At 36.3% G+C, this 19771-nt stretch carries 16 protein-coding genes; 12 read left to right on the forward strand and 4 right to left on the reverse strand.

Annotated elements, in window-relative coordinates:
• Window positions 1-733: 733 nt before the first annotated feature.
• Entirely contained in the window at window positions 734-2479 is a 1746-nt protein-coding gene (locus tag CCE82_RS09840; protein ID WP_086429221.1) for a pyruvate oxidase, read from the reverse strand.
• Window positions 2480-2679: 200 nt separating this feature from the next.
• Between CCE82_RS09840 and sgtB the strand changes: the two genes are divergently transcribed.
• The 5 genes from sgtB to CCE82_RS09865 all read left to right on the forward strand — a co-directional run bounded on the left by sgtB (window position 2680) and on the right by CCE82_RS09865 (window position 7129).
• Window positions 2680-3486, forward strand: coding sequence for a monofunctional peptidoglycan glycosyltransferase SgtB (sgtB, locus tag CCE82_RS09845; RefSeq protein WP_086429222.1), 807 nt, complete (start codon window positions 2680-2682; stop codon window positions 3484-3486).
• A gap of 186 nt (window positions 3487-3672) precedes the next feature.
• Entirely contained in the window at window positions 3673-4476 is an 804-nt protein-coding gene (gene recX, locus CCE82_RS09850) for a recombination regulator RecX (RefSeq protein WP_086429223.1), read from the forward strand.
• Window positions 4469-4783: a YfhH family protein gene (locus CCE82_RS09855; protein ID WP_086429224.1), complete on the forward strand. Its 315-nt coding sequence runs from the start codon at window positions 4469-4471 to the stop codon at window positions 4781-4783. The genes recX and CCE82_RS09855 overlap by 8 nt, the downstream gene beginning before the upstream one ends.
• Window positions 4784-4798: 15 nt before the next feature.
• Window positions 4799-6328, forward strand: coding sequence for an ATP-binding cassette domain-containing protein (locus tag CCE82_RS09860; RefSeq protein ID WP_086429225.1), 1530 nt, complete (start codon window positions 4799-4801; stop codon window positions 6326-6328).
• A 9-nt stretch (window positions 6329-6337) separates the two neighbouring features.
• Window positions 6338-7129: a teichoic acid translocation permease gene (locus tag CCE82_RS09865; RefSeq protein ID WP_086429226.1), complete on the forward strand. Its 792-nt coding sequence runs from the start codon at window positions 6338-6340 to the stop codon at window positions 7127-7129.
• A 724-nt stretch (window positions 7130-7853) separates the two neighbouring features.
• Here the strand turns inward: CCE82_RS09865 and CCE82_RS09870 are convergent.
• Entirely contained in the window at window positions 7854-8831 is a 978-nt protein-coding gene (locus tag CCE82_RS09870; protein WP_086429227.1) for a metal-dependent hydrolase, read from the reverse strand.
• Window positions 8832-8921: 90 nt separating this feature from the next.
• Here CCE82_RS09870 and mutY point away from each other — a divergent pair, with 90 nt between their 5' ends.
• From mutY to CCE82_RS09890, 4 genes are all read left to right on the forward strand, one after another.
• Complete coding sequence (gene mutY / locus CCE82_RS09875; RefSeq protein ID WP_086429228.1) at window positions 8922-9965, forward strand: A/G-specific adenine glycosylase; 1044 nt, start codon at window positions 8922-8924, stop codon at window positions 9963-9965.
• Window positions 9966-10030: 65 nt separating this feature from the next.
• On the forward strand, window positions 10031-10573 hold the full coding sequence (gene ntdP, locus CCE82_RS09880) for a nucleoside tri-diphosphate phosphatase (RefSeq protein ID WP_014613502.1): 543 nt from the start codon (window positions 10031-10033) through the stop codon (window positions 10571-10573).
• A gap of 191 nt (window positions 10574-10764) precedes the next feature.
• Window positions 10765-12501 (forward strand): ABC transporter ATP-binding protein, encoded by a 1737-nt coding sequence (locus tag CCE82_RS09885; protein WP_086429229.1) that lies wholly within the window; start codon window positions 10765-10767, stop codon window positions 12499-12501.
• Window positions 12502-12841: 340 nt separating this feature from the next.
• Window positions 12842-14419: an FMN-binding glutamate synthase family protein gene (locus tag CCE82_RS09890; RefSeq protein ID WP_086429230.1), complete on the forward strand. Its 1578-nt coding sequence runs from the start codon at window positions 12842-12844 to the stop codon at window positions 14417-14419.
• A gap of 92 nt (window positions 14420-14511) precedes the next feature.
• Here the strand turns inward: CCE82_RS09890 and CCE82_RS09895 are convergent, their stop codons facing one another.
• Together CCE82_RS09895 and CCE82_RS09900 are read right to left on the reverse strand one after the other, a co-directional pair.
• Window positions 14512-15606 carry an FUSC family protein gene (locus CCE82_RS09895; RefSeq protein WP_086429231.1) on the reverse strand — a complete coding sequence of 365 codons (1095 nt, stop codon included), beginning with the start codon at window positions 15604-15606 and terminating at the stop codon, window positions 14512-14514.
• A gap of 93 nt (window positions 15607-15699) precedes the next feature.
• On the reverse strand, window positions 15700-16986 hold the full coding sequence (locus tag CCE82_RS09900; protein ID WP_086429232.1) for a glutamate-1-semialdehyde 2,1-aminomutase: 1287 nt from the start codon (window positions 16984-16986) through the stop codon (window positions 15700-15702).
• An 82-nt stretch (window positions 16987-17068) separates the two neighbouring features.
• Between CCE82_RS09900 and bcp the strand changes: the two genes are divergently transcribed.
• The 3 genes from bcp (at window position 17069) to perR (ending at window position 19023) form a co-directional block, all read left to right on the forward strand.
• Window positions 17069-17527, forward strand: a complete 459-nt coding sequence (gene bcp / locus CCE82_RS09905) for a thioredoxin-dependent thiol peroxidase (RefSeq protein WP_086429233.1) — start codon at window positions 17069-17071, stop codon at window positions 17525-17527.
• A 6-nt stretch (window positions 17528-17533) separates the two neighbouring features.
• Window positions 17534-18484 (forward strand): phosphoglycerate dehydrogenase, encoded by a 951-nt coding sequence (locus tag CCE82_RS09910; RefSeq protein WP_086429234.1) that lies wholly within the window; start codon window positions 17534-17536, stop codon window positions 18482-18484.
• Between the two features lie 80 nt (window positions 18485-18564).
• Entirely contained in the window at window positions 18565-19023 is a 459-nt protein-coding gene (perR, locus tag CCE82_RS09915; RefSeq protein WP_086429235.1) for a peroxide-responsive transcriptional repressor PerR, read from the forward strand.
• Window positions 19024-19771 lie beyond the last annotated feature (748 nt).

Consider the following 19771-nt stretch of genomic DNA (forward strand, 5'->3'; position numbering starts at 1 on the left):
GGGAAGCCGAATTGGATTTTCGGCTGCGTCTGATCCCTCAAGAGTCTCGGGAAGTTCTTGGAATCATGGTTGACGTCGTAAAAATGTGTAGTAAGACTTAAGTAAGTATGTAACGCTGTCCATCCATATCTTCATCTTTTAATCTTGTCATTTTCATTGGGTATGGTTGTTGGAACTGCGAGTGTTACTTACGCTGAATCCTCAACTAAATTCAGCTTTATTAGTTAATAAATTAAGGAGGCTGAATTGGATTTTCGGGAGCAGTACAGAAATCTCATGTGCAACAAAGATTTCGTGGTACTGCCCCCGCAAGGCTGACTAGGCTTCTCAAAAGCATCAGCATTGAGAAGTCAGACAGCTACTGCGTTAAACAGTTTTCACTCTCAAAATAAAAAATGATGACTTCCGCTTGCATTGATCCCTCAAGAGTCTCGCACGGTTCTTGCAATCTCGGTTGATGTCACAAAATGTGTTGTAAGAAATAAGCAATGTATTTAATCCTCACAATCCATATCTTCTTAACTTCATATGATACTGACTTGAACTGTACCTGTTTTCCTAGTGACTTATATTTTACCAATACTTACACTTTGAGTTAAGTTGTCCAAACATGAAATTTTAAACTTTTCGTCATCTCAGCAGTTCTTAAATTTACAATTGAACTTAACGGATGAAAACGACAAAAAAACAGCACAGGTCATTTCACCCGTGCTGCTTAGTGATTTAAATTTGATTATAAGAAACGTCTCACTGCAGTTGTTAATGATGGCATTTCATTGAAGATAAATTTGCGATCTTCTGTTAAGCTACGGTATGCCCATTTTGCGTAATTGATGGCTTGTTCAGGGACGATTTTACCTGGAAGTGGTGCAGCATTTTTATCAACATAAACATTCACGATAGTTGGTTTATGTTGTTGCACGGCTGTTTGTACGATAGAATCAATGTCTTTCGGATCTCTCAATGTGTAGCCGACACCGCCACAAGCTTCAGCAAACTTCGCAAAGTCAATATCGCTAAAGTCAATGCCGTATTCTAATTCACCAGCTTCTTGTTGTTCGTATTTAATAAATGACAACTCACTGTTATTAAGGACGAATAACACCATTGGTAAATTGTATTGCACGGCTGTTGAGAAGTCTTGCATCACCATTTCGAATGCACCATCACCTGTAATACCGATGACTTGACGACCAGGGAAGGCGATTCGTGATGCAATAGCTGTTGGAAGGGCACAACCCATTGTACCGAGCCAACTTGAAATAATGAAGTGGTTGTTCACACCTAGGTTAAGGTAACGTGTTGACCATACTGTTGACGTACCTACATCTGCAGCAATGACAGTGTCATCAGTAATCACCTTGTTAATCGCATCCATCAAACGTTCAGGACGAATTGGTGCTGAGTCATTGTTTTTATCTTCAGTCATCCAACCTTTCCAAGTTTCACGATGATCTAACATTTCATTTAAGAATGAACGCTTTTCGACAGGTTCAATCGCATCTGTTAATGCACGTAAAGCCAGTTGACTGTCCCCGACGATAGGTGCATCTATATCAAAGCGATGACCGATAGCTTCAGGATTTTCATCAATTTGAATGGCTGGAATGTTTTTCTTCGGTAAATAATCGACATACGGATAGTTTGTACCTGCTAAAATGAGCAAATCAGCATTTTGCATTGCTTGGTAAGACGGTTTTGAACCGATTTTACCGAGGTTACCAAGGTTGTATGGGTGGTCATCGCCGACGATAGTTTTTGATGGTAACGTTACGATTGTCGGAATTTTACCTTTTTCAATAAATTGACGTACTTCTGCTTTTGCATGTTCAGTCCCTTTACCGACTAAAATGACTGGTTTTTTACTTTCATTAAATAACTGTGCTGCTCTTTGAATTTCATGATTCAATGGTTGGCGACGCTCAGGTACATAAGGTTCAACTTCTGAAGGGAAATTGTCCTCAACTTTTGTATTTAAAATGTTGTTTGGTAAAGTTAATACAGCAACACCTTTTTCACGGTATGCTGTACGAATGGCTTCGTCAACAATTTCAAAAATACGTGATGCATCACTATCTTTCAATTGATAGTTGAAAACTGCAACATCTTCAAACATTTTTGGTAAGTCAATTTCTTGGAATGCTTTTGTTCCGAGTTTATGACTGTCTGCTTGTCCCGATAATACAAGTTGTGGCACATTATCCATTTTTGCATCGTACATACCGTTTAATAAATGGATTGCACCAGGTCCTCCGATAGCAAGCGATACAGCAATTTTGCCAGTCAATTTCGTATACGCTGCTGCTGCAAGACTTGCGACTTCTTCATGACGCACGTGAATAAAGTCGATTGAATCTTCAGCTGCTTTCAGTCCATCGACTACAGCATCGATAGAGTCGCCTGGAATACCATAGACATGATCAATATCCCATGCTTTTAATGCTCTAACTAAAGCCATGTTTGCTTTTACTTTTCCCATAATAATGACTACTCCTTCTGTTTTGATTCTCTGTTTTACAGTTACATACCCATTTTTCCACGTTCACTAACAATCTTCAATGTTCGTGCTCAAGCTCGTTCTACAGACTGATTTTTGCCAAAACATATAGCAAATTTACGAAGGACTTGATAAACTCACATTATTAAGTGATTTGAAAATGAGAAAGTAGGTCAACATGAATGAAAAGAAGAGACCGAATGACCAAGCAGTCAATGCATTCACCTCAAAACGAACCGTACCACAATACGTATTATCAACCAGTGGGACAACCGCCTAAGAAGCAAAAGCCGAGACGTATTTTTAGAACGTTGCTGTTATTGATTGTATTAGCTGCAGCATTATTTATTGGTGCGATGTACTTAATGGCACAACAAGCAGATATAGATGATTTAAAAAGTATTGAGCAAAAAAGTAGTTATGTGAGTGCGTCACAAATGCCAGACTACACGAAAGGTGCGTTTATCGCTGTAGAAGACCGTCGTTTTTACAAACATTCGGGTGTAGATTATCGTGGCAGTTTACGTGCTATTTTTGCTTCTCTCCGTGACCGTGATCGCTTGCAAGGGGGCAGTACGATTACACAACAACTCGCAAAAAACTATTATTATGATAACCAACAAACGGTGACGCGTAAGTTGAAAGAAATGTTTGTCGCTAAACGAATTGAAAGTCACTATGACAAAGATGAAATTTTAAGTTATTATATGAATAACATTTATTATGGTGACAATCATTATACAATCGAGTCTGCAGCAAATTATTACTTTGGTGTGACAACGAATGAAAAGAATTATACATTACCACATATTACAGTATTACAAAGTGCAATATTAGCGAGTAAAGTGAATGCGCCTTCTGTGTATGACATCAATGACATGTCGCCTTCATTTATTAATCGTACGAAAATGACGTTAGAAAAAATGAAGCAACAAGAATTTATTACTGAACAACAATACACTGAAGCATTGCAACAACTTGGTGCTTAAGGCGTCAATATGGCATAATAAGTGCATGATGTGTATCGTCGACTAACAAACATTGGATGATTTCTACGATTGCACACACTTTAATGCTGGACACGACGCTACAACAAGAGTGGGGTAGAGCATTGGAATCTAATTTCATTTTTAGATTTTAGCTCTACTCTTTTTGTTATTTAAAGGGGGAAAACGATGTCGAAAATTACGAAAATTGAAGTGCAAAAAAACAATCATGAGCGTTTTAATATTTATGTAGATGAAGTGTTTGCGATAGGTATCTCCATGGATACATTAGTGGCGTTTAATATTAAAAAAGGTGATGAAATCGATACTGCTGAACTGAAGGCTTTAGCATCACGTGAACATCAACAACAAGCCATCAATCATGCTATTCAATATTTGTCATATCGTAAAAGAACACGTAAAGAAATCTATACACAACTTAACAAAGAAGGTTATGAAGATGATGTCATTACAGAGGCTATCGCTTATTGTGACCGCCTTAAACTGATTGATCATCGTGATTATATGCTGAGTTTAAAAAATACGATGCTACGTACGACGGATAAAGGCCCTGAAGTGTTTCGTCAAAAGTTAAGTCAAGCGGGCATTGAAGCAGATTTGATTGATGAAGGCGTCCATTTATATGAAGAGGAGCAGTCTTTCGAGCGTATCATACAAATTGCTCAAAAAATAATGGATCAAAAAAAGGGACCTACTTCAAAGGTGAAAGTTAAAGTGCAGCAATCATTACAACAAAAAGGATTTACACTAGATACGATATTTAAAGTGATTGATGTGCTAGATTTTATGCAAGATCCAGAAACTGTGGATAATTTATTGCAACGTGATTTAGAGAAAGTCTATAATAAATATCAGAAGAAACATGAAGGTAAAACTTTATATATGAAAACGGTAGAAGCATTATTAAGAAAAGGATACACCTACGACGATATCAAACGAAAACTTACAGAAAGTGGAATTGATCATGAATGAAAAACGTTTAAGTGAGATGGATAGACAAGAGATTTTACATGTTATCCAAACGAGTAAAGAGAAAATGCGAAAAGCTGAAATGAATGGCATCATGAATGAATATGATGTTTATGCCAATAAAGTTGTCATTGCAGAAAGTTATTTAATCGATACGAATGAAATTGAATTTGGTAAAATTTACCGACTAAAAGATGGGACAGGAGATTACTTTAAAGTAGAACGTCTCAAAGGTGTATTCGCATGGGGTTATCGCATTAATGGGGCGGAAGCGGAAGAAGGTTTACCAATTTCATTATTACAAATATAGAAGGGATTTTAGCGCATGGGTAGTTCAATTGTCTTGAAGATGATCAATGTCACACATTATTATCGCAATCAAAAAAAGCAAAATGTGCTTAAACCTTTTAGTTATCAACCTGAAGACATTGAGTTGAATAATATTTCTCTACATATTTATGAAGGTGAAGCGTTAGGAATTATTGGTGAGGCTGAATCATCCAAATCTTTAATCGGTGAAATTTTGGCTGGCACTGTTCAACCTGATAAAGGAAGAATCGCACGTGCTGCATCGATGTTTTATGCGAATATGAACCAAAAATCAGTCGAGGATATTCCAGTGATTGATTATGTTAAAGATGTCATCCAGCTGTATCCTTACGATGCACCAGAACATAAAGCAACACAAGTCATTAAATATGCACATTTAGATGAGGTACAACATGAGCGTGTTAAAAATTTAACCGATGCACAATATGCGCAGTTGTTGTTCAGTTTAGCACGCGCTTCTGAAGCAAAAATTGTCATTTTAAGTCATATATTAAGTGACCTTGATGAAGGATTTTTTGAAAAAGCTAAAGTGATGGTAGAAGATTATATCGAGCGCGAATGGACTTGGGTCGCGATTGACAATGATATTGAAAAAGTAAAAGCGGTGAGTAACTATTTAGCATGGATTTCACACGGTCAATTGCGCAAAGAAGGATCGATTAAACAAGTCCTGCCGTATTTTTTATCACATCAACGTGATATGGCCTCGTTAACGACCGCAGAAGAACGAGCACATTTTGATGAAGATTGGAAGCGGAGTCGCTCACGCATGCCAGAACTTACATATAATTTCAGACGGATTGAACGCTATCGACACGCACAGCCGCCTGCATTTTTATCACGCATTTGGACATGGTTGGCACTGTTTTTTATAGGCATGTGTATGGCAGGTGTGTTAATTTTCACCAACTTAGGTAAAATTGTCAGTGCTCCTTTAGCGACGCAAGCAACTATTTCTAAATCAGCAACTGACCCGTACGTTGATAAATTGGCATATGGCATTGTGAATGATAGCAAAATTAAAGTATCACCAATAGAAAATAAAGGTGAAGATTTACAATTGCCGCACTATACTGTCGCATCCATTACTGGCGAAAATAAAACGACGTATCGCATTGAAGTCGACGGTAAAAGTTACAAAGCGAACAAAGATAAATTTATATATATGAATCCAGCAGCACTTTATAAAGAAGTCGACCGTAAACAGTTAGAATCGTATATGAAAGATAACTATATTAATTATGTCGATTACTTTAACAGTGCACTTCATAAATCACATCAAAAAGTGAATGAAACACTTGTAGCTGAGCATCAACAACGATTTGTAGAACCGATTTTGGAACAACCGATTTCTATGTTGTTTGATGACCGTAATCATTTAATTGGCTTTACATTTCCGATTGTGAAGCAAGACAAATTTAAAGATGAATTTAATATTAAATCTGATATTTGGATGAGTAAAACAGATTCAGGCTATTTAATTGCGGATCTGAAAAATTCCAAATGGATTTATATCGAATTGTAGGTGATGAGCGTGTTAGAAAACTTAATTCATTTTTTTCATAATCGAACGAGATTGTTCAGACACAGTAAATATCGCCTTCAAAAGCACCGCAAATGGACAGCATTAACCTTTTTAATCGGCTTTACTTTAATGATTTTAACTGCTATTGCTTTCCAATTTTTAGATATCGTAGAAGTGACGCAAGCGACATTTGATTATCGTCTAACAGGATTAGTCACTTTTGGTGTCATTTGGGTCGCGATTTATATTCATTATCGCTTTTTTCCGAGAGATTATTATGTCACACGTCACTTTAATACGAGCCCGTTCTTCCATATCGTACTATCTAGTGTAATGAACACGGTGATTTTAACCGTATTAATGGTTGTCATGGCATGGTTGAAACCGCTGAATACTGATACAACATGGTTAGGCTTGTTCTTTTATAGTGGCATGTCATTCATTTTTATCGTGATTATGTCATTTTTACTCGGTTTAGTGTACGTTTTATATCCAAAATTAGATCGTGTGTTCACGATGATTGTCATTTTGACGTTTATACTCGTCCCAGTGCTTTACATTCCACCTAACAGTAACGGTTGGGTGACACATATTATGATGCTTAATCCGGTTTACTATTTAGTCAATGGTATGCAACAAGCAGTCATCGTCGGACATGAAGCGATGAACCATCTCGGATATCATCTTTATTTTATTTGCTTTATTGGATTAATGATTGTATTTTGCTTTGCATTAAAAGATTATGTATCACAGTTAAGACCCAACGAACATCATCAGTCTCAAATACAAGAAGATGAGTAATATTAAAAAAGCTGTTATACAACGACACACCATCGTTGAATACAGCTTTTTTCTTATAGACTTACCGGGCCATCATTTAAGTTAAATAGAACGCGCTTGATTTATTAGCCTAATCAATAGCATTCTTTGATAAAAGATGAGGTTTCAATGAGCACGTAATGAGAATCGGGAGAGAAGTGTGAAATGGATTGGGGCACTATAGTTTCTTATGTAGACCTTATAAGCATCCAATGAAAAACATGATGAATACAAGGTGTGATTTAAATTAAAGAAATATGTATGTTTGCCACATAAAGAGATTGTCAGAATGATGCTTTAACTGCAAAATAGAAAGCCTTTTAAAATTGCGAATCAGGCGAGACACCAGATAGATGAATTAAAGACTTAAATATGATTTCTGATATTTAACAGTGATTACTGTTTATCGCAGTAGCTGTCTGACTTCTCAATGTTTACACTTTTGAGAAGTCTAGTCAGCCTTGCGGGGGCAGTACGACGAAATCTTTGTTGCACATGAGATTTCAGTACTGCTCCCAAAATCCACTAACGCTACAACCAATGTAACAGCAAAATCAAAGCGTTAGTGAGTTGTAGTTTCAGCGCCTAGGAACGCGAGCCTAAGATGGCAATTAAAAGGCTATAAAAAATATGGCAAAGAATGGTTCTTACAATCGGAGAGCTGTATCCATACATTGTGCAAATGTTAATACTCACAAACTTTGTATTAATGTGCAAGTAATTTTTTCATCAACTTCTCCTCACTAAATACCCATCCTGTATACGAATGTTTCACCTTCATCTCTTCATCAAGATGTAAAATGGCTACAAACTGATAATGCCCATCCTTCAAATAACGCAAATCAATAAAACGCAACTCAGTCGTATGTGAATCAATATGTCTCACATGCCAACGATAAATAGAAGAAAAGTTTAAAAAAGCTTTCACGTTTTTATCATATTGTGCATATTTCATCATCGCATCACTCGGAAAAGGTTGACGCTCTACTTTGTCACTAAAAACAATATTACGCCCAAAACTACGACCGACGTAATCATGTTTTTCAGTTTGAATTGCGATACGCCATTGCATAAAACGGATAGTAGGTGCGACAAAAACCTTAATCGGTGTTCCTAAATGTTCGACTTGATTTAAAGCTTGTTTTTTTAACCAGCCCCGCATTTGAAATCTCAAAACATAATACACGATGAGGATGATTAAAATTGGAATAAACACGATATAAGGGTGTACACCAACGGCCCATATAGCAATACCGATAAGCAAAATAACAAAAATAATCGGATCGAACGTATTGATGACGCTCAGTTGAATCCACTTACTCGAAAAAGGCCGCAATGCTTGTGTTCCATATGAGTTGAAAATATCAACAAACACATGAAGGAATACAGCGAGTTGTGCCCAAAGCCATACATGTAAAGGATCGACTTGAGTGAAAATACTATAGACGAGTAAAGTTAACAATAATGGCCAAAGTAAAGTAAATGGAATAGAATGTGTAATGCCTCTATGATTTGAAATATATGTTGCATTATCTTTTAATTTTAGTACAGTATCACTATCAGGAATTAGTGAACCAGCAATAAGTACGGTAGCAGTTGCAGTGAAGTTACCGCTCATAGCAGCATCAGTCGTTGCAATTGCTGTAAGTCCAACACCTATTGCGATATGTGTGGCTGTATCCATAATGTCTCACTCTTTTCAATATAACTTAACTTTATTATAGTCGATAATTGAAATGAACAAAAATCATTAATTTGTACAAGGAGAATTGAAATGTTAGATCAACTCGCATTCAAGCCGCACTTACTAGATTGGTTTGAAAAAGAACAACGGCAAATGCCTTGGAGAGAAACGAAAAATCCATATTATATTTGGATTAGTGAAGTCATGTTGCAACAAACACAAGTTGATACGGTGCGAGATTATTACCATCGTTTTGTTGAAGCATTTCCGACGATTGAAGATTTGGCGAATGCACATGAAGATGATGTGTTAAAACTTTGGGAAGGTCTCGGATATTATAGTCGTGCTCGTAATTTTCATACGGCTGCAAAAGAAGTCGTCGCATTGCATGACGGAATCGTCCCGCAACAACCTGATACGTTTTTAAAATTAAAAGGCGTTGGACCATATACACAAGCGGCAGTGATGAGTATTGCGTTTGATTTGCCGTTAGCGACTGTTGATGGAAATGTTTTCCGCGTATGGTCACGATTAAACGATGATGATCGTGATACAGCGCTTCAGTCGACACGAAAGGCTTACGAAAGTGAACTTGCTCCATACGTTGCACATCAGTCAGGGGATTTTAATCAAGCGATGATGGAATTAGGTGCGCTTGTTTGTACACCGAAAGCGCCACTTTGTTTATTTTGTCCGGTCCAAACACACTGTGAAGCGTATGGAAGAGGAACGGTGTTAGAGCGACCAGTAAAAACGAAAAAGTTGAAGAAAAAAACATTAAACTTTGATGTCTATGTCGTTCAAAATCAATCGGGAGACTATTTAATAGAACAACGTACTGCTTCATTATTAAAAGGGATGTGGCAGTTTCCAATGGTGGAACATGGTGCAAATCAAAATGAAGACGTTTTCGATATCGAACAATTAATGATTCAACGTAAAAATGTTGTCAAAGTAAAACATCAATTTACACATTTGACGTGGCATTTAAATGTACATACGGCCACTGTGGATGAAGCGGCAGCACCAATCATTGCAAAAGGGAGACAATGGATGGCGCCTTCTGAAAAAGATGACTATTCATTTCCAGTGCCAATGACAAAAATATTTAATGCGGTACATGAAGCGGAATAATTAAGCAATAGGATAGGAATATGATATAATAACGAAGTGAAATTTGAACAAGGTGGTGTGGGCAATTGGTCAAATCGTGTATACCTCGAGAAGGAGAATCGATTAAAATTCAATCTTATAAACACGATGGCAATATACACCGTGTATGGTCCGAAACAACAATTTTAAAAGGAACAGCAGATGTCGTCATCGGTGGGAATGATCATACTCTTGTAACTGAAAGCGATGGCCGCACCTGGGTAACGCGTGAGCCTGCTATTGTTTATTTCCATTCAGAATATTGGTTTAACGTGATTTGTATGTTTCGTGAAGATGGCGTTTATTATTATTGTAATTTATCTTCACCTTTTGTATGCGATGAAGAAGCATTAAAATATATTGACTATGATTTAGATATTAAAGTGTATCCGAATGGTAAATATCATTTATTAGATGAAGATGAATATGAGCAACATATGAATCAAATGAACTATCCAAAAGATATCGATATGATTTTAAGACGTAATGTCGATATTTTACAGCAATGGATTGAACAGAAAAAAGGGCCGTTTGCACCTGATTTTATTAAAGTGTGGCGTCAACGATTTCAAAAAGTGAAAAACTTTTAAAGTAGTATGTCGTATGAAAATCAATAACAACACAGATATGTAATGGCAACATTATACGGGAGTGAGACAAATGATATTGTTCTTACTCCCGTTCAATTCGTCATTGAAAAGTGTTGAGACGTTATTAATTTTATTTACGATACAAGATACGGGCAATTGAAAAGTAGTTTTTATACTAGGGGGACGGTTACTTGATAAAACGATATTTAGAGTTTGTAAAGCCGTATAAATGGTTGATTGTTGGGACAATTATTGTAGGAATCATAAAGTTTGGTATTCCGTTACTCATTCCATTATTGATTAAATATGTCATTGACGATGTGATTAATAATGCGGCTTTAACAGTGGATGATAAATTAATGCGCTTAGCTGTGTCTATGCTAATAGCAGCATTCATTTTTGTAGTTGTACGACCGCCAATTGAGTTTTTCAGACAATATTTAGCACAATGGACAAGTAACAAAATTTTATATGATATACGAAAAAAGTTGTATGATCATTTGCAGGCGTTAAGTTCAAAGTTTTATGCGAACAACAAAGCAGGCGAGGTCATCTCTCGTGTCATTAATGATGTTGAACAAACGAAAGACTTCATTATGACCGGTTTGATGAACATTTGGCTCGACTGTATAACGATTATCATTGCGCTATCAGTCATGTTTTTCTTGGATGTTCAATTAACTTTAGCTGCGATTGTCGTCTTACCTTTTTATATTTTAACGGTCTATTTTTTCTTTGGCCGATTAAGAGCACTGACGCGTCAACGTTCGCAAAAACTTGCTGAAACACAAGGCTTTCTCCATGAACGTGTGAATGGTATGGCTGCTATTAAAAGTTTCGCAATTGAAGCAAACGAAGCGAAAAACTTTGATAAACGTAATACGAATTTTTTAAATAAAGCTTTTAAACATACACGTTGGAACGCATATTCATTTTCTGCGATTAATACAGTTACTGATATTGGACCGCTCATTGTGATAGGTTACGGTGCGTATCTAGCTATTACGGGATCAGTAACAGTGGGGACACTCGCGGCATTTGTCAGTTATCTTGAACAGTTATATGGCCCGTTACGTCGACTCGTATCATCTTTTACGACATTAACGCAAAGTTTCGCATCCATGGACCGTGTATTTCAACTGTTTGATGAGCCGTACGATATTAAAAACACACCACATGCTAAGGCGATTCCGATTCGCGAAGGTCATATCGAAATCAAAAATGTGTCGTTCAAATATCAATCAAATGAGCGAGATGTATTACACCACCTCAATTTAGATATTCAGCATGGTGAAACAGTCGCATTTGTCGGTATGAGTGGTGGTGGTAAATCGACGTTAATTAGTTTAATTCCACGTTTTTATGATGTGACAGAAGGTGAAATTAAAATTGACGGTCATCATATTAAAGACTTTGATATGGGAAGTTTAAGACGACAAATTGGTATGGTACAGCAAGACAATATTTTATTTTCTGATACAGTGAAAGAAAATATTTTACTCGGTCGTCCTGATGCCACATTTGAGGAAGTGGTTGAAGCGGCGAAACTTGCCAATGCACACGACTTTATCATGTCATTACCACAAGGCTACGATACAGAAGTCGGTGAGCGAGGCGTTAAACTTTCAGGTGGACAAAAACAAAGGTTATCGATTGCGCGTATCTTTTTAAACGATCCACCAATTCTAATATTAGATGAAGCAACAAGTGCATTAGATTTAGAAAGTGAAGCCATTATTCAAGATGCGTTAGAAACATTGAGTCACGACCGTACAACGATTATCGTGGCACATCGACTTTCGACGATTACACATGCCGATAAAATTGTCGTCATTGAAAATGGTGAAATTGTTGAACAAGGCTCTCATGACGTATTAATGCAACGAGAAGGGGCGTACCGTCGTCTTTATTCGATTCAAAATTTATAAACAAAACTTCAATAGCATCATTTAATGTTAAAAAGTGACTGGGCAAACGAACGTCTAGTCACTTTTATTTTTACGAAAATCTCTATTTATGACGTCAATTTCAAAAGATAATCATAAAAAATTTAAATTTAAAAATAAATGGAATATTGAAAATCGCAATTATAAAGCGATAAATCAGTTGTGCTGTTATCATAAAATTGAAATGGTGTAAATGGAATATTTGAAATAAGACATCTTGAAAGTGTCACAGCTTCTATTATCTTAAGCATATTCAGGTCGTTTAAGGTCAATAGTGCGCCATATATCATGTATAATGAAAGAAAAAAGGGGGGAGATGACCATGACATTTTTAACTGTACTACAATTAATTGTAAATATTTTATTAGTAGGTATATTAGTCATTGCATTCATCGCATTCATTGCATTTTTAATTTTTGACAAGCGACAAAAACAACATAGTGTATTACGGAATTATCCTGTCCTTGCACGTGTAAGATACTTTTTTGAACATATAGGCCCAGAAATGCGTCAATATTTATTCTTAAATGATAACGAGGACAAGCCATTTTCGAGAACGGACTATCAAAATATCGTCATTGCGGGTAAATATAACTCAAGAGGTACAAGTTTCGGAACACAGAAAAATTATGACAGTGGTTATTTTATTAACAATGCCATGTTTCCAACTCAAAAAAATCAGCTCATGGTGGATAATACAGAGTGGATCTCGACATTTATCTACCAAATTAAAAGTGAAACATTGTTTAATCGTTCGGAGCATATTCGGGCAACAAAAATTCAGCCGTACTATTTAACACCTGAACATTATGTGAAAATCGGGGAGAACATCCAACATCCATTTTATGTGAAACGTTTAGTCGGACAGTCAGGCATGAGTTATGGTGCACTCGGTAAAAACGCGATTACTGCACTTTCTAAAGGATTAGGAATGGCGAACACATGGATGAATACGGGTGAAGGCGGTTTATCAGACTATCATCTCGCTGGTGATGTCGATATTATTTTTCAGATTGGACCCGGCTTATTTGGTGTAAGAGATGAACATGGCCAATTCGACCCGAAACATTTTATGAAAGTTGCTGAACGCCCTCAAGTTAAAGCTTTCGAGATCAAACTGGCACAAGGCGCTAAAACACGTGGTGGCCATATTGAAGGTAAAAAAGTAACGCAAGAAATTGCTAATATCCGTAAAATCAAACCATACGAAACTGTCGACTCACCGAACCGTTTTGACTTTATACATAACGCATATGATTTATTAAAATGGATAGACGAATTACGTGAGATGAGTCAAAAACCAGTGGGCTTTAAAATGGTCTTAGGCCGAAAAGAAGACATACAACAACTCATTGATGCGATGCAAACATTAAAGATTTATCCAGACTTCATCACAATCGATGGGGGAGAAGGCGGGACAGGTGCAACGTTCCAAGAATTACAAGATGGTGTAGGTTTGCCATTATTCACAGCTTTACCAATTGTTGATGGTCTATTAAAAGCACATCAGTTAAGAGATAAAGTGAAAATTTTTGCGTCTGGTAAATTAGTGACACCTGATAAAATTGCGATTGCACTAGCATTAGGGGCTGACCTTGTGAACGTCGCAAGAGCCATGATGATTAGTGTAGGATGTATTATGAGTCGTCAATGCCATAAAAATACGTGCCCAGTCGGTGTTGCTACAACAGACCCTAAAAAAGAAGAAGCACTTGTAGTGGATGAAAAGCAATATCGTGTCACAAATTATATAACAAGTTTGCACGAAGGATTATTTAATATTGCTGCAGCTGTAGGTGTAAAAAGCCCGACAGAGATTGGACCAGAGCATGTAACAATTAAATATACGAATGGCGCAATAGAGTCTATACAAGACTATCAGCTCAAGTTGATTAATTAAGACAACTTAGCGTGTAAATAATGTGACAGTATAGATTAAATAAAAAGCTCGGACAAGATAAAATAACAATCATCTTGTTCGAGCTTTTTATATTACAAATCAAAATCTTCTTCAATAATATCAATATCTGGATCGGTTGAATGGTATTTGAAATAACTGACACGTAAGCGGTCCAAATGTTCTAAATTGTATCGATATTCCTCTAAAGCTGAAATGATATGCATAATGTTGGCGTAAGAAAAGTTTTCAGGTTCTGAATCTGTGACGACTTCTTCTTTAAAAGCAGTAATGATGTCTTTTTTCAATGGATTAGGTACAAAACGTTGATCTAACGTTGCATCAAATTTCGCCTTTTTCGTAATACTAATTAAAATCTGTTCATGAAATTGTGTGAGTTCATCAATTTCTAGTTTGATTTGTAGTAACAGCGCATGGTTTAAATGCACTAAATCATTTTGATAACGATTCATTCGTCTAAGTACGTCATACGCATCACGCGTTGACAATACAATTTCCTTAAATAAAATCTTCTTACGCGTTTGAGCGAATACTTGTTTCTTAGTATAAACACGTTCTTCTTTATAAAATTCGAGTAATTGCTCAAGTTTTACAATACGTTGACGTAAATTTTCGAGATCTTGCTTCACATAGTTAAATTCTGTCGCATCATTTAACACTAAATTAAACCACTTAAAGATATCAGTAGAAATATTTAATGAGTTGTAATAAATTTTCGTTTCAAACTTCGGTGGTAAAAATGTTAGGTTAACGATGAATGAGCTGATTACACCAATCATTACAAGTGAAAATCGATAAAAGGCTGAAATATAAAATGAGCCGTCATGCTGTCCCATAATGACAAGTGCTGTCACTGTGGCTAAAGTAGCGACATGTGCGATTTTCATTCTAAAGAGTAATGCAATCAATAAAATAACAGTGGCACCCATAATAATGATATTGTTGCCGAAGATGGTTACCATGGTTACGGCGAGGAGTGCACCAATTACATTACCTTGAAATTGGTCGACAATCGTTTTAAACGTACGATAAACACTAGGCTGCATGGCGACGACCGCTGCAATTCCTGCAACGGTCACCATCCCAGCATTAGTAGGTAACAGTGAGGCAATCGAAACCGCAAGTATAATCGCAATACCTGTTTTTAAAATTCTAGCTCCCAGTTTCAAATCATCGCGCTCCTTTGATTAAATTAAATCCTGAGTAGTGAATAGGTTTAATCATGTTATACACTGTTACATTATAAATTTCAATAGCGAAGTTTATAATTGGCTAAATGCATAATCGGCAGCAGCAATCGTTTTGTCGATATCTGCTTCAGTATGCTCTGTCGTTAAAAACCACGCTTCATATTTAGACGGTGCCAGGTTAATGCCTTGATGTAACATCAGTTTGAAAAATTTCGCAAATTGTTCGCCATCAGAAGCATCCGCTTGTTCATAATGTGTGACTTTTTCATCAGTAAAGTAGACTGTTAATGCACCGCGTACACGATTGATTGTCGCTTTCACTTGATATTTGTCGATAGCAGCCTGTAATCCAGTCTCTAATCTTTCACCGAGTTGATCTAATTTTTCATAGACACCTGGTTGTTCTAATACTTCTAATAATGCAATACCTGCTTTCATTGACAACGGATTACCTGCCATAGTACCTGCTTGATAGGCTGGACCTAGTGGCGCAACTTGTTCCATAATATCTTGACGTCCGCCGTAACCACCAATTGGAAGACCACCGCCGACAATTTTACCGAAAGCAGTTAAGTCAGGATAAACGCCTAGTAAGTCTTGGGCTGCACCATAGTGGAAGCGGAATGCAGTAATGACCTCATCATAAATGACTAAACCACCATATTCATGGGTCACACGATTCACTTCTTCTAAAAATCCAGGTTGGGGTTCTACCATACCGAAGTTACCTACAATCGGTTCAACTAATACACCTGCAACTTGATAGCCCCAATGTTTCATTGCTTCTTTAAATGATTCAATGTCATTAAATGGTACCGTAATGACTTCTTGAGCGACACTTTTTGGTACACCAGCAGAATCTGGAGAACCAAGTTGAGAAGGTCCGCTACCAGCCGCTACGAGAACGAGATCAGAGTGCCCGTGATAACAGCCAGCAAATTTGATGATTTTATCTCTATTTGTGTAAGCTCTAGCAACACGAATCGTAGTCATCACTGCTTCTGTCCCCGAATTAACGAAACGCATTTTCTCTAAAGAAGGAATGGCCACTCTCAATTTTCGTGCAAAATCAATTTCTAATTCTGTCGGTGTGCCGTATAAAACACCAAGAGCTGCTTGTTCTTGAATCGCTTCTGTAATGTGTGGATGTGCATGACCAGTAATAATAGGACCATATGCTTGTAAATAATCGATATATTGATTGCCATCGACGTCGTATAAATAAGCCCCTTTACCCGATTTCATCACGACAGGCGCGCCTCCACCCACAGCTTTATATGAACGAGACGGTGAATTCACACCTCCTAAAATATATTCATTAGATTGTTTTTGTAATTGTTCGCTTTGATTAAAATTCATAAATCAACCAACCTCTTTTAATTTAATATTTTTCCTTCTTATCGTATCATAAAATAAGAAGATATAAGAAAGAAGGGTAGTTATGTTAAAAAAAGGAGACACATTTCCAGACTTTCAATTAGAAAACCAAAACGGTGAACAAATTTCAAAAGCTTCATTAAAAGGACAAAAAGCGATTCTCTATTTTTACCCACGCGATAATACACCGACATGTACAACAGAAGCATGCGACTTTCGAGACAATATTGCATACTTCAACGATTTAAATGTCCAGGTTTACGGTGTAAGTGGTGATTCTAAACGTAAACATCAAAATTTCATTGAAAAACATCAATTGAATTTTGATTTATTGGTAGATGAAGATTATCAACTTTCTGAAGCGGTTGGTGTCTATCAACTGAAGAAATCTTTCGGTAAAGAATCGATGGGCATCGTACGAACAACTTTTGTTTTAGATGAAGACGGCAAAGTTATTGATGTTATTGAAAAAGTAAAAGTGAAAGAGCAAATGGCACAGTTAAAAGAAATATTGGAAGGGTGATGTAATATGTTAGTAGTCGGATTGATGCGTTTGGATGACCAAGAAGCAAGATTACAAGAAGCATTTCCTGAAGTTGAATTTAAATTTTATAAACACCCATCTGAGTTGCCTAAAGAGGTGCAACAAGAAATGGACGTATTGATTTCATATCACCCAGAAGTCAACGAAACTTTTATCGAAAACGCTCCAAAATTAAAATGGGTAGCTTGGTATGCGACTGGAGTCAATAGTTTACCTTTTGAAACCTTAAAAGAAAAAGGAGTCAAATTGTCGAATGCAGGTGGTGTACATGCACAACAATTAACGGAATTTTTATTTGCGTATATATTAGATGATTATAAGGAATTAAAAGAAATCTATGCAGAACAGCAAGAAAAAGTGTATAACCATAAACGTGTGACACCATCCGTTAAAGACCAGCACATTTTATTTTTAGGGACTGGCAAAATTCCACAACGCGCCGCACAAGTTGCACAAACATTAGGAATGAAGACGCTCGGTTTGAATACAACGGGTCATGCAGCAAACTATTTTGATGAAACATACCCAATATCAGAACGTCAACAAGTGTATGAAAAAGCTGATATTGTTGTCAACTTGCTACCAGAAACAGACGGCACACGTTATTTACTAACAGCCGAAGATTTTAAAGCAATGAATAATCACACATTATTTGTTAACCTAGGACGCGGTACAATCGCCACAGAAGCAGTGATTGTTGACAGTTTAAAAAATAAAGCCATTCGTAAAGCTTATTTAGATGTTTTTGAGCAAGAACCACTTGATTCGAATTCAGAGTTGTATCAATTAGATAATGTATTCATGACACCTCATATTTCAGGTAGCAATGCTGATAATATGAAACTCGCAACTGATATTTTTTCTAATAATTTAAAATCTTTTCTCAATAATGGTGAATTGACTGAGAATGAGGTTAATGTTGATAGAGGATATTAGATAAATATTGACAATAAACAGGTAAACCCGATATATTATTAAGTAAGAATTATTATTAATAAGAAAGACGGGTGAACCTAATGACTGCTGAATTGGAATCACATGATCATCAATTAAAAGAGTCAATAGCGTCTTTACGTGAAGCCGGCGTTCGTATTACACCGCAACGTCAAGCGATCTTAAATTTCCTCATCAAAGCGGATACGCATCCAACAGCTGACGAAATTTATCAATCATTATCACCTGACTTCCCGAATATAAGTGTTGCAACGATTTACAATAACCTTAAAGTATTTAAAAAGACAGGCATTGTTAAAGAGTTAACATATGGTGATGCTTCAAGTCGATTTGATTTTGACACCCAGAATCATTACCATGTCATCTGTGAGAAATGTGGTAAGATTGTTGACTTCCACTATCCATTACTCCATGAAGTTGAACAACTCGCGCAACATGTAACAGAATTTGACGTTACGCATCACAGAATGGAGATATATGGTGTTTGTCAATCGTGTAAAGAGGCTGAAAAGGAATCATAAGAGATAAAGGACTTATTCAGAAAGCGTATGTTGAATACGTGGAAATGAATAAGTCTTTTTTTGTTTTCTAACTTTCGTGGCTTCATTAACATCATTTGTAACAATAGAAGTCATGTATATAGAAGTATGCAATAGCTCTTGTACATCTTAACTTGACTCTACTGCACTACTTAAAATGAATTCGAAGTATGAAACAAGTTATTAAGAAAAAATACGTCATTATAAGGTGATTCAATAGCTTTAAAAGTGTTTCAAGAATGAAAACAATACGTCTCTTAAAATGTTTTAATGTAAAAATAACTCTATACGTGTTAGTTTTCAAAATCGTGGTAAATTTTATTAAAAATAACGCCTGTTTTATGTTGACGACAGCGGTTCTGCTTGGTAAGATAAGGAAGTCGTTTCGAGGAGATGTTAAAAATAATTCTTTAATGTTGAACGCATGTAAATGAATTATGAAAAGTGTAAAATTAACGCTTGAATCTTTCTTCACAACATTATAAGATAATAAATGTTGAATGAGACAACAACTTATTAACAAAGAATTTAAAAAAACTTTAAATTAAATGTTGACACAGTAATTTATTTAAAGTATAATGAATTCTTGTAACAGCAAAAATCGAACATTGAAAACTGAATGACAATATGTCAACGTTAATTCCGATAATTTGAGTACTTCAAAAGTACTTTCAAGAGTGATTGACTTAAACAATCAACGAGCTATATCAAGCTTACTTCTTTTATGGAG

The sequence above is a fragment of the Staphylococcus cornubiensis genome (genome assembly GCF_900183575.1).
In the GTDB taxonomy this organism is placed as follows: domain Bacteria; phylum Bacillota; class Bacilli; order Staphylococcales; family Staphylococcaceae; genus Staphylococcus; species Staphylococcus cornubiensis.

Bases quoted from the DNA above. Each gene is read 5' to 3' on its own strand.
- bcp (WP_086429233.1), top strand. From the start codon at position 17,069: ATGTTAAAAAAAGGAGACACATTTCCAGACTTTCAATTAGAAAACCAA.
- mutY (WP_086429228.1), top strand. From the start codon at position 8,922: ATGTTAGATCAACTCGCATTCAAGCCGCACTTACTAGATTGGTTTGAA.
- CCE82_RS09910 (WP_086429234.1), top strand. From the start codon at position 17,534: ATGTTAGTAGTCGGATTGATGCGTTTGGATGACCAAGAAGCAAGATTA.
- CCE82_RS09840 (WP_086429221.1), bottom strand. From the start codon at position 2,479: ATGGGAAAAGTAAAAGCAAACATGGCTTTAGTTAGAGCATTAAAAGCA.
- CCE82_RS09870 (WP_086429227.1), bottom strand. From the start codon at position 8,831: ATGGATACAGCCACACATATCGCAATAGGTGTTGGACTTACAGCAATT.
- sgtB (WP_086429222.1), top strand. From the start codon at position 2,680: ATGAAAAGAAGAGACCGAATGACCAAGCAGTCAATGCATTCACCTCAA.
- CCE82_RS09860 (WP_086429225.1), top strand. From the start codon at position 4,799: ATGGGTAGTTCAATTGTCTTGAAGATGATCAATGTCACACATTATTAT.
- CCE82_RS09890 (WP_086429230.1), top strand. From the start codon at position 12,842: ATGACATTTTTAACTGTACTACAATTAATTGTAAATATTTTATTAGTA.
- recX (WP_086429223.1), top strand. From the start codon at position 3,673: ATGTCGAAAATTACGAAAATTGAAGTGCAAAAAAACAATCATGAGCGT.
- perR (WP_086429235.1), top strand. From the start codon at position 18,565: ATGACTGCTGAATTGGAATCACATGATCATCAATTAAAAGAGTCAATA.
- CCE82_RS09855 (WP_086429224.1), top strand. From the start codon at position 4,469: ATGAATGAAAAACGTTTAAGTGAGATGGATAGACAAGAGATTTTACAT.
- CCE82_RS09900 (WP_086429232.1), bottom strand. From the start codon at position 16,986: ATGAATTTTAATCAAAGCGAACAATTACAAAAACAATCTAATGAATAT.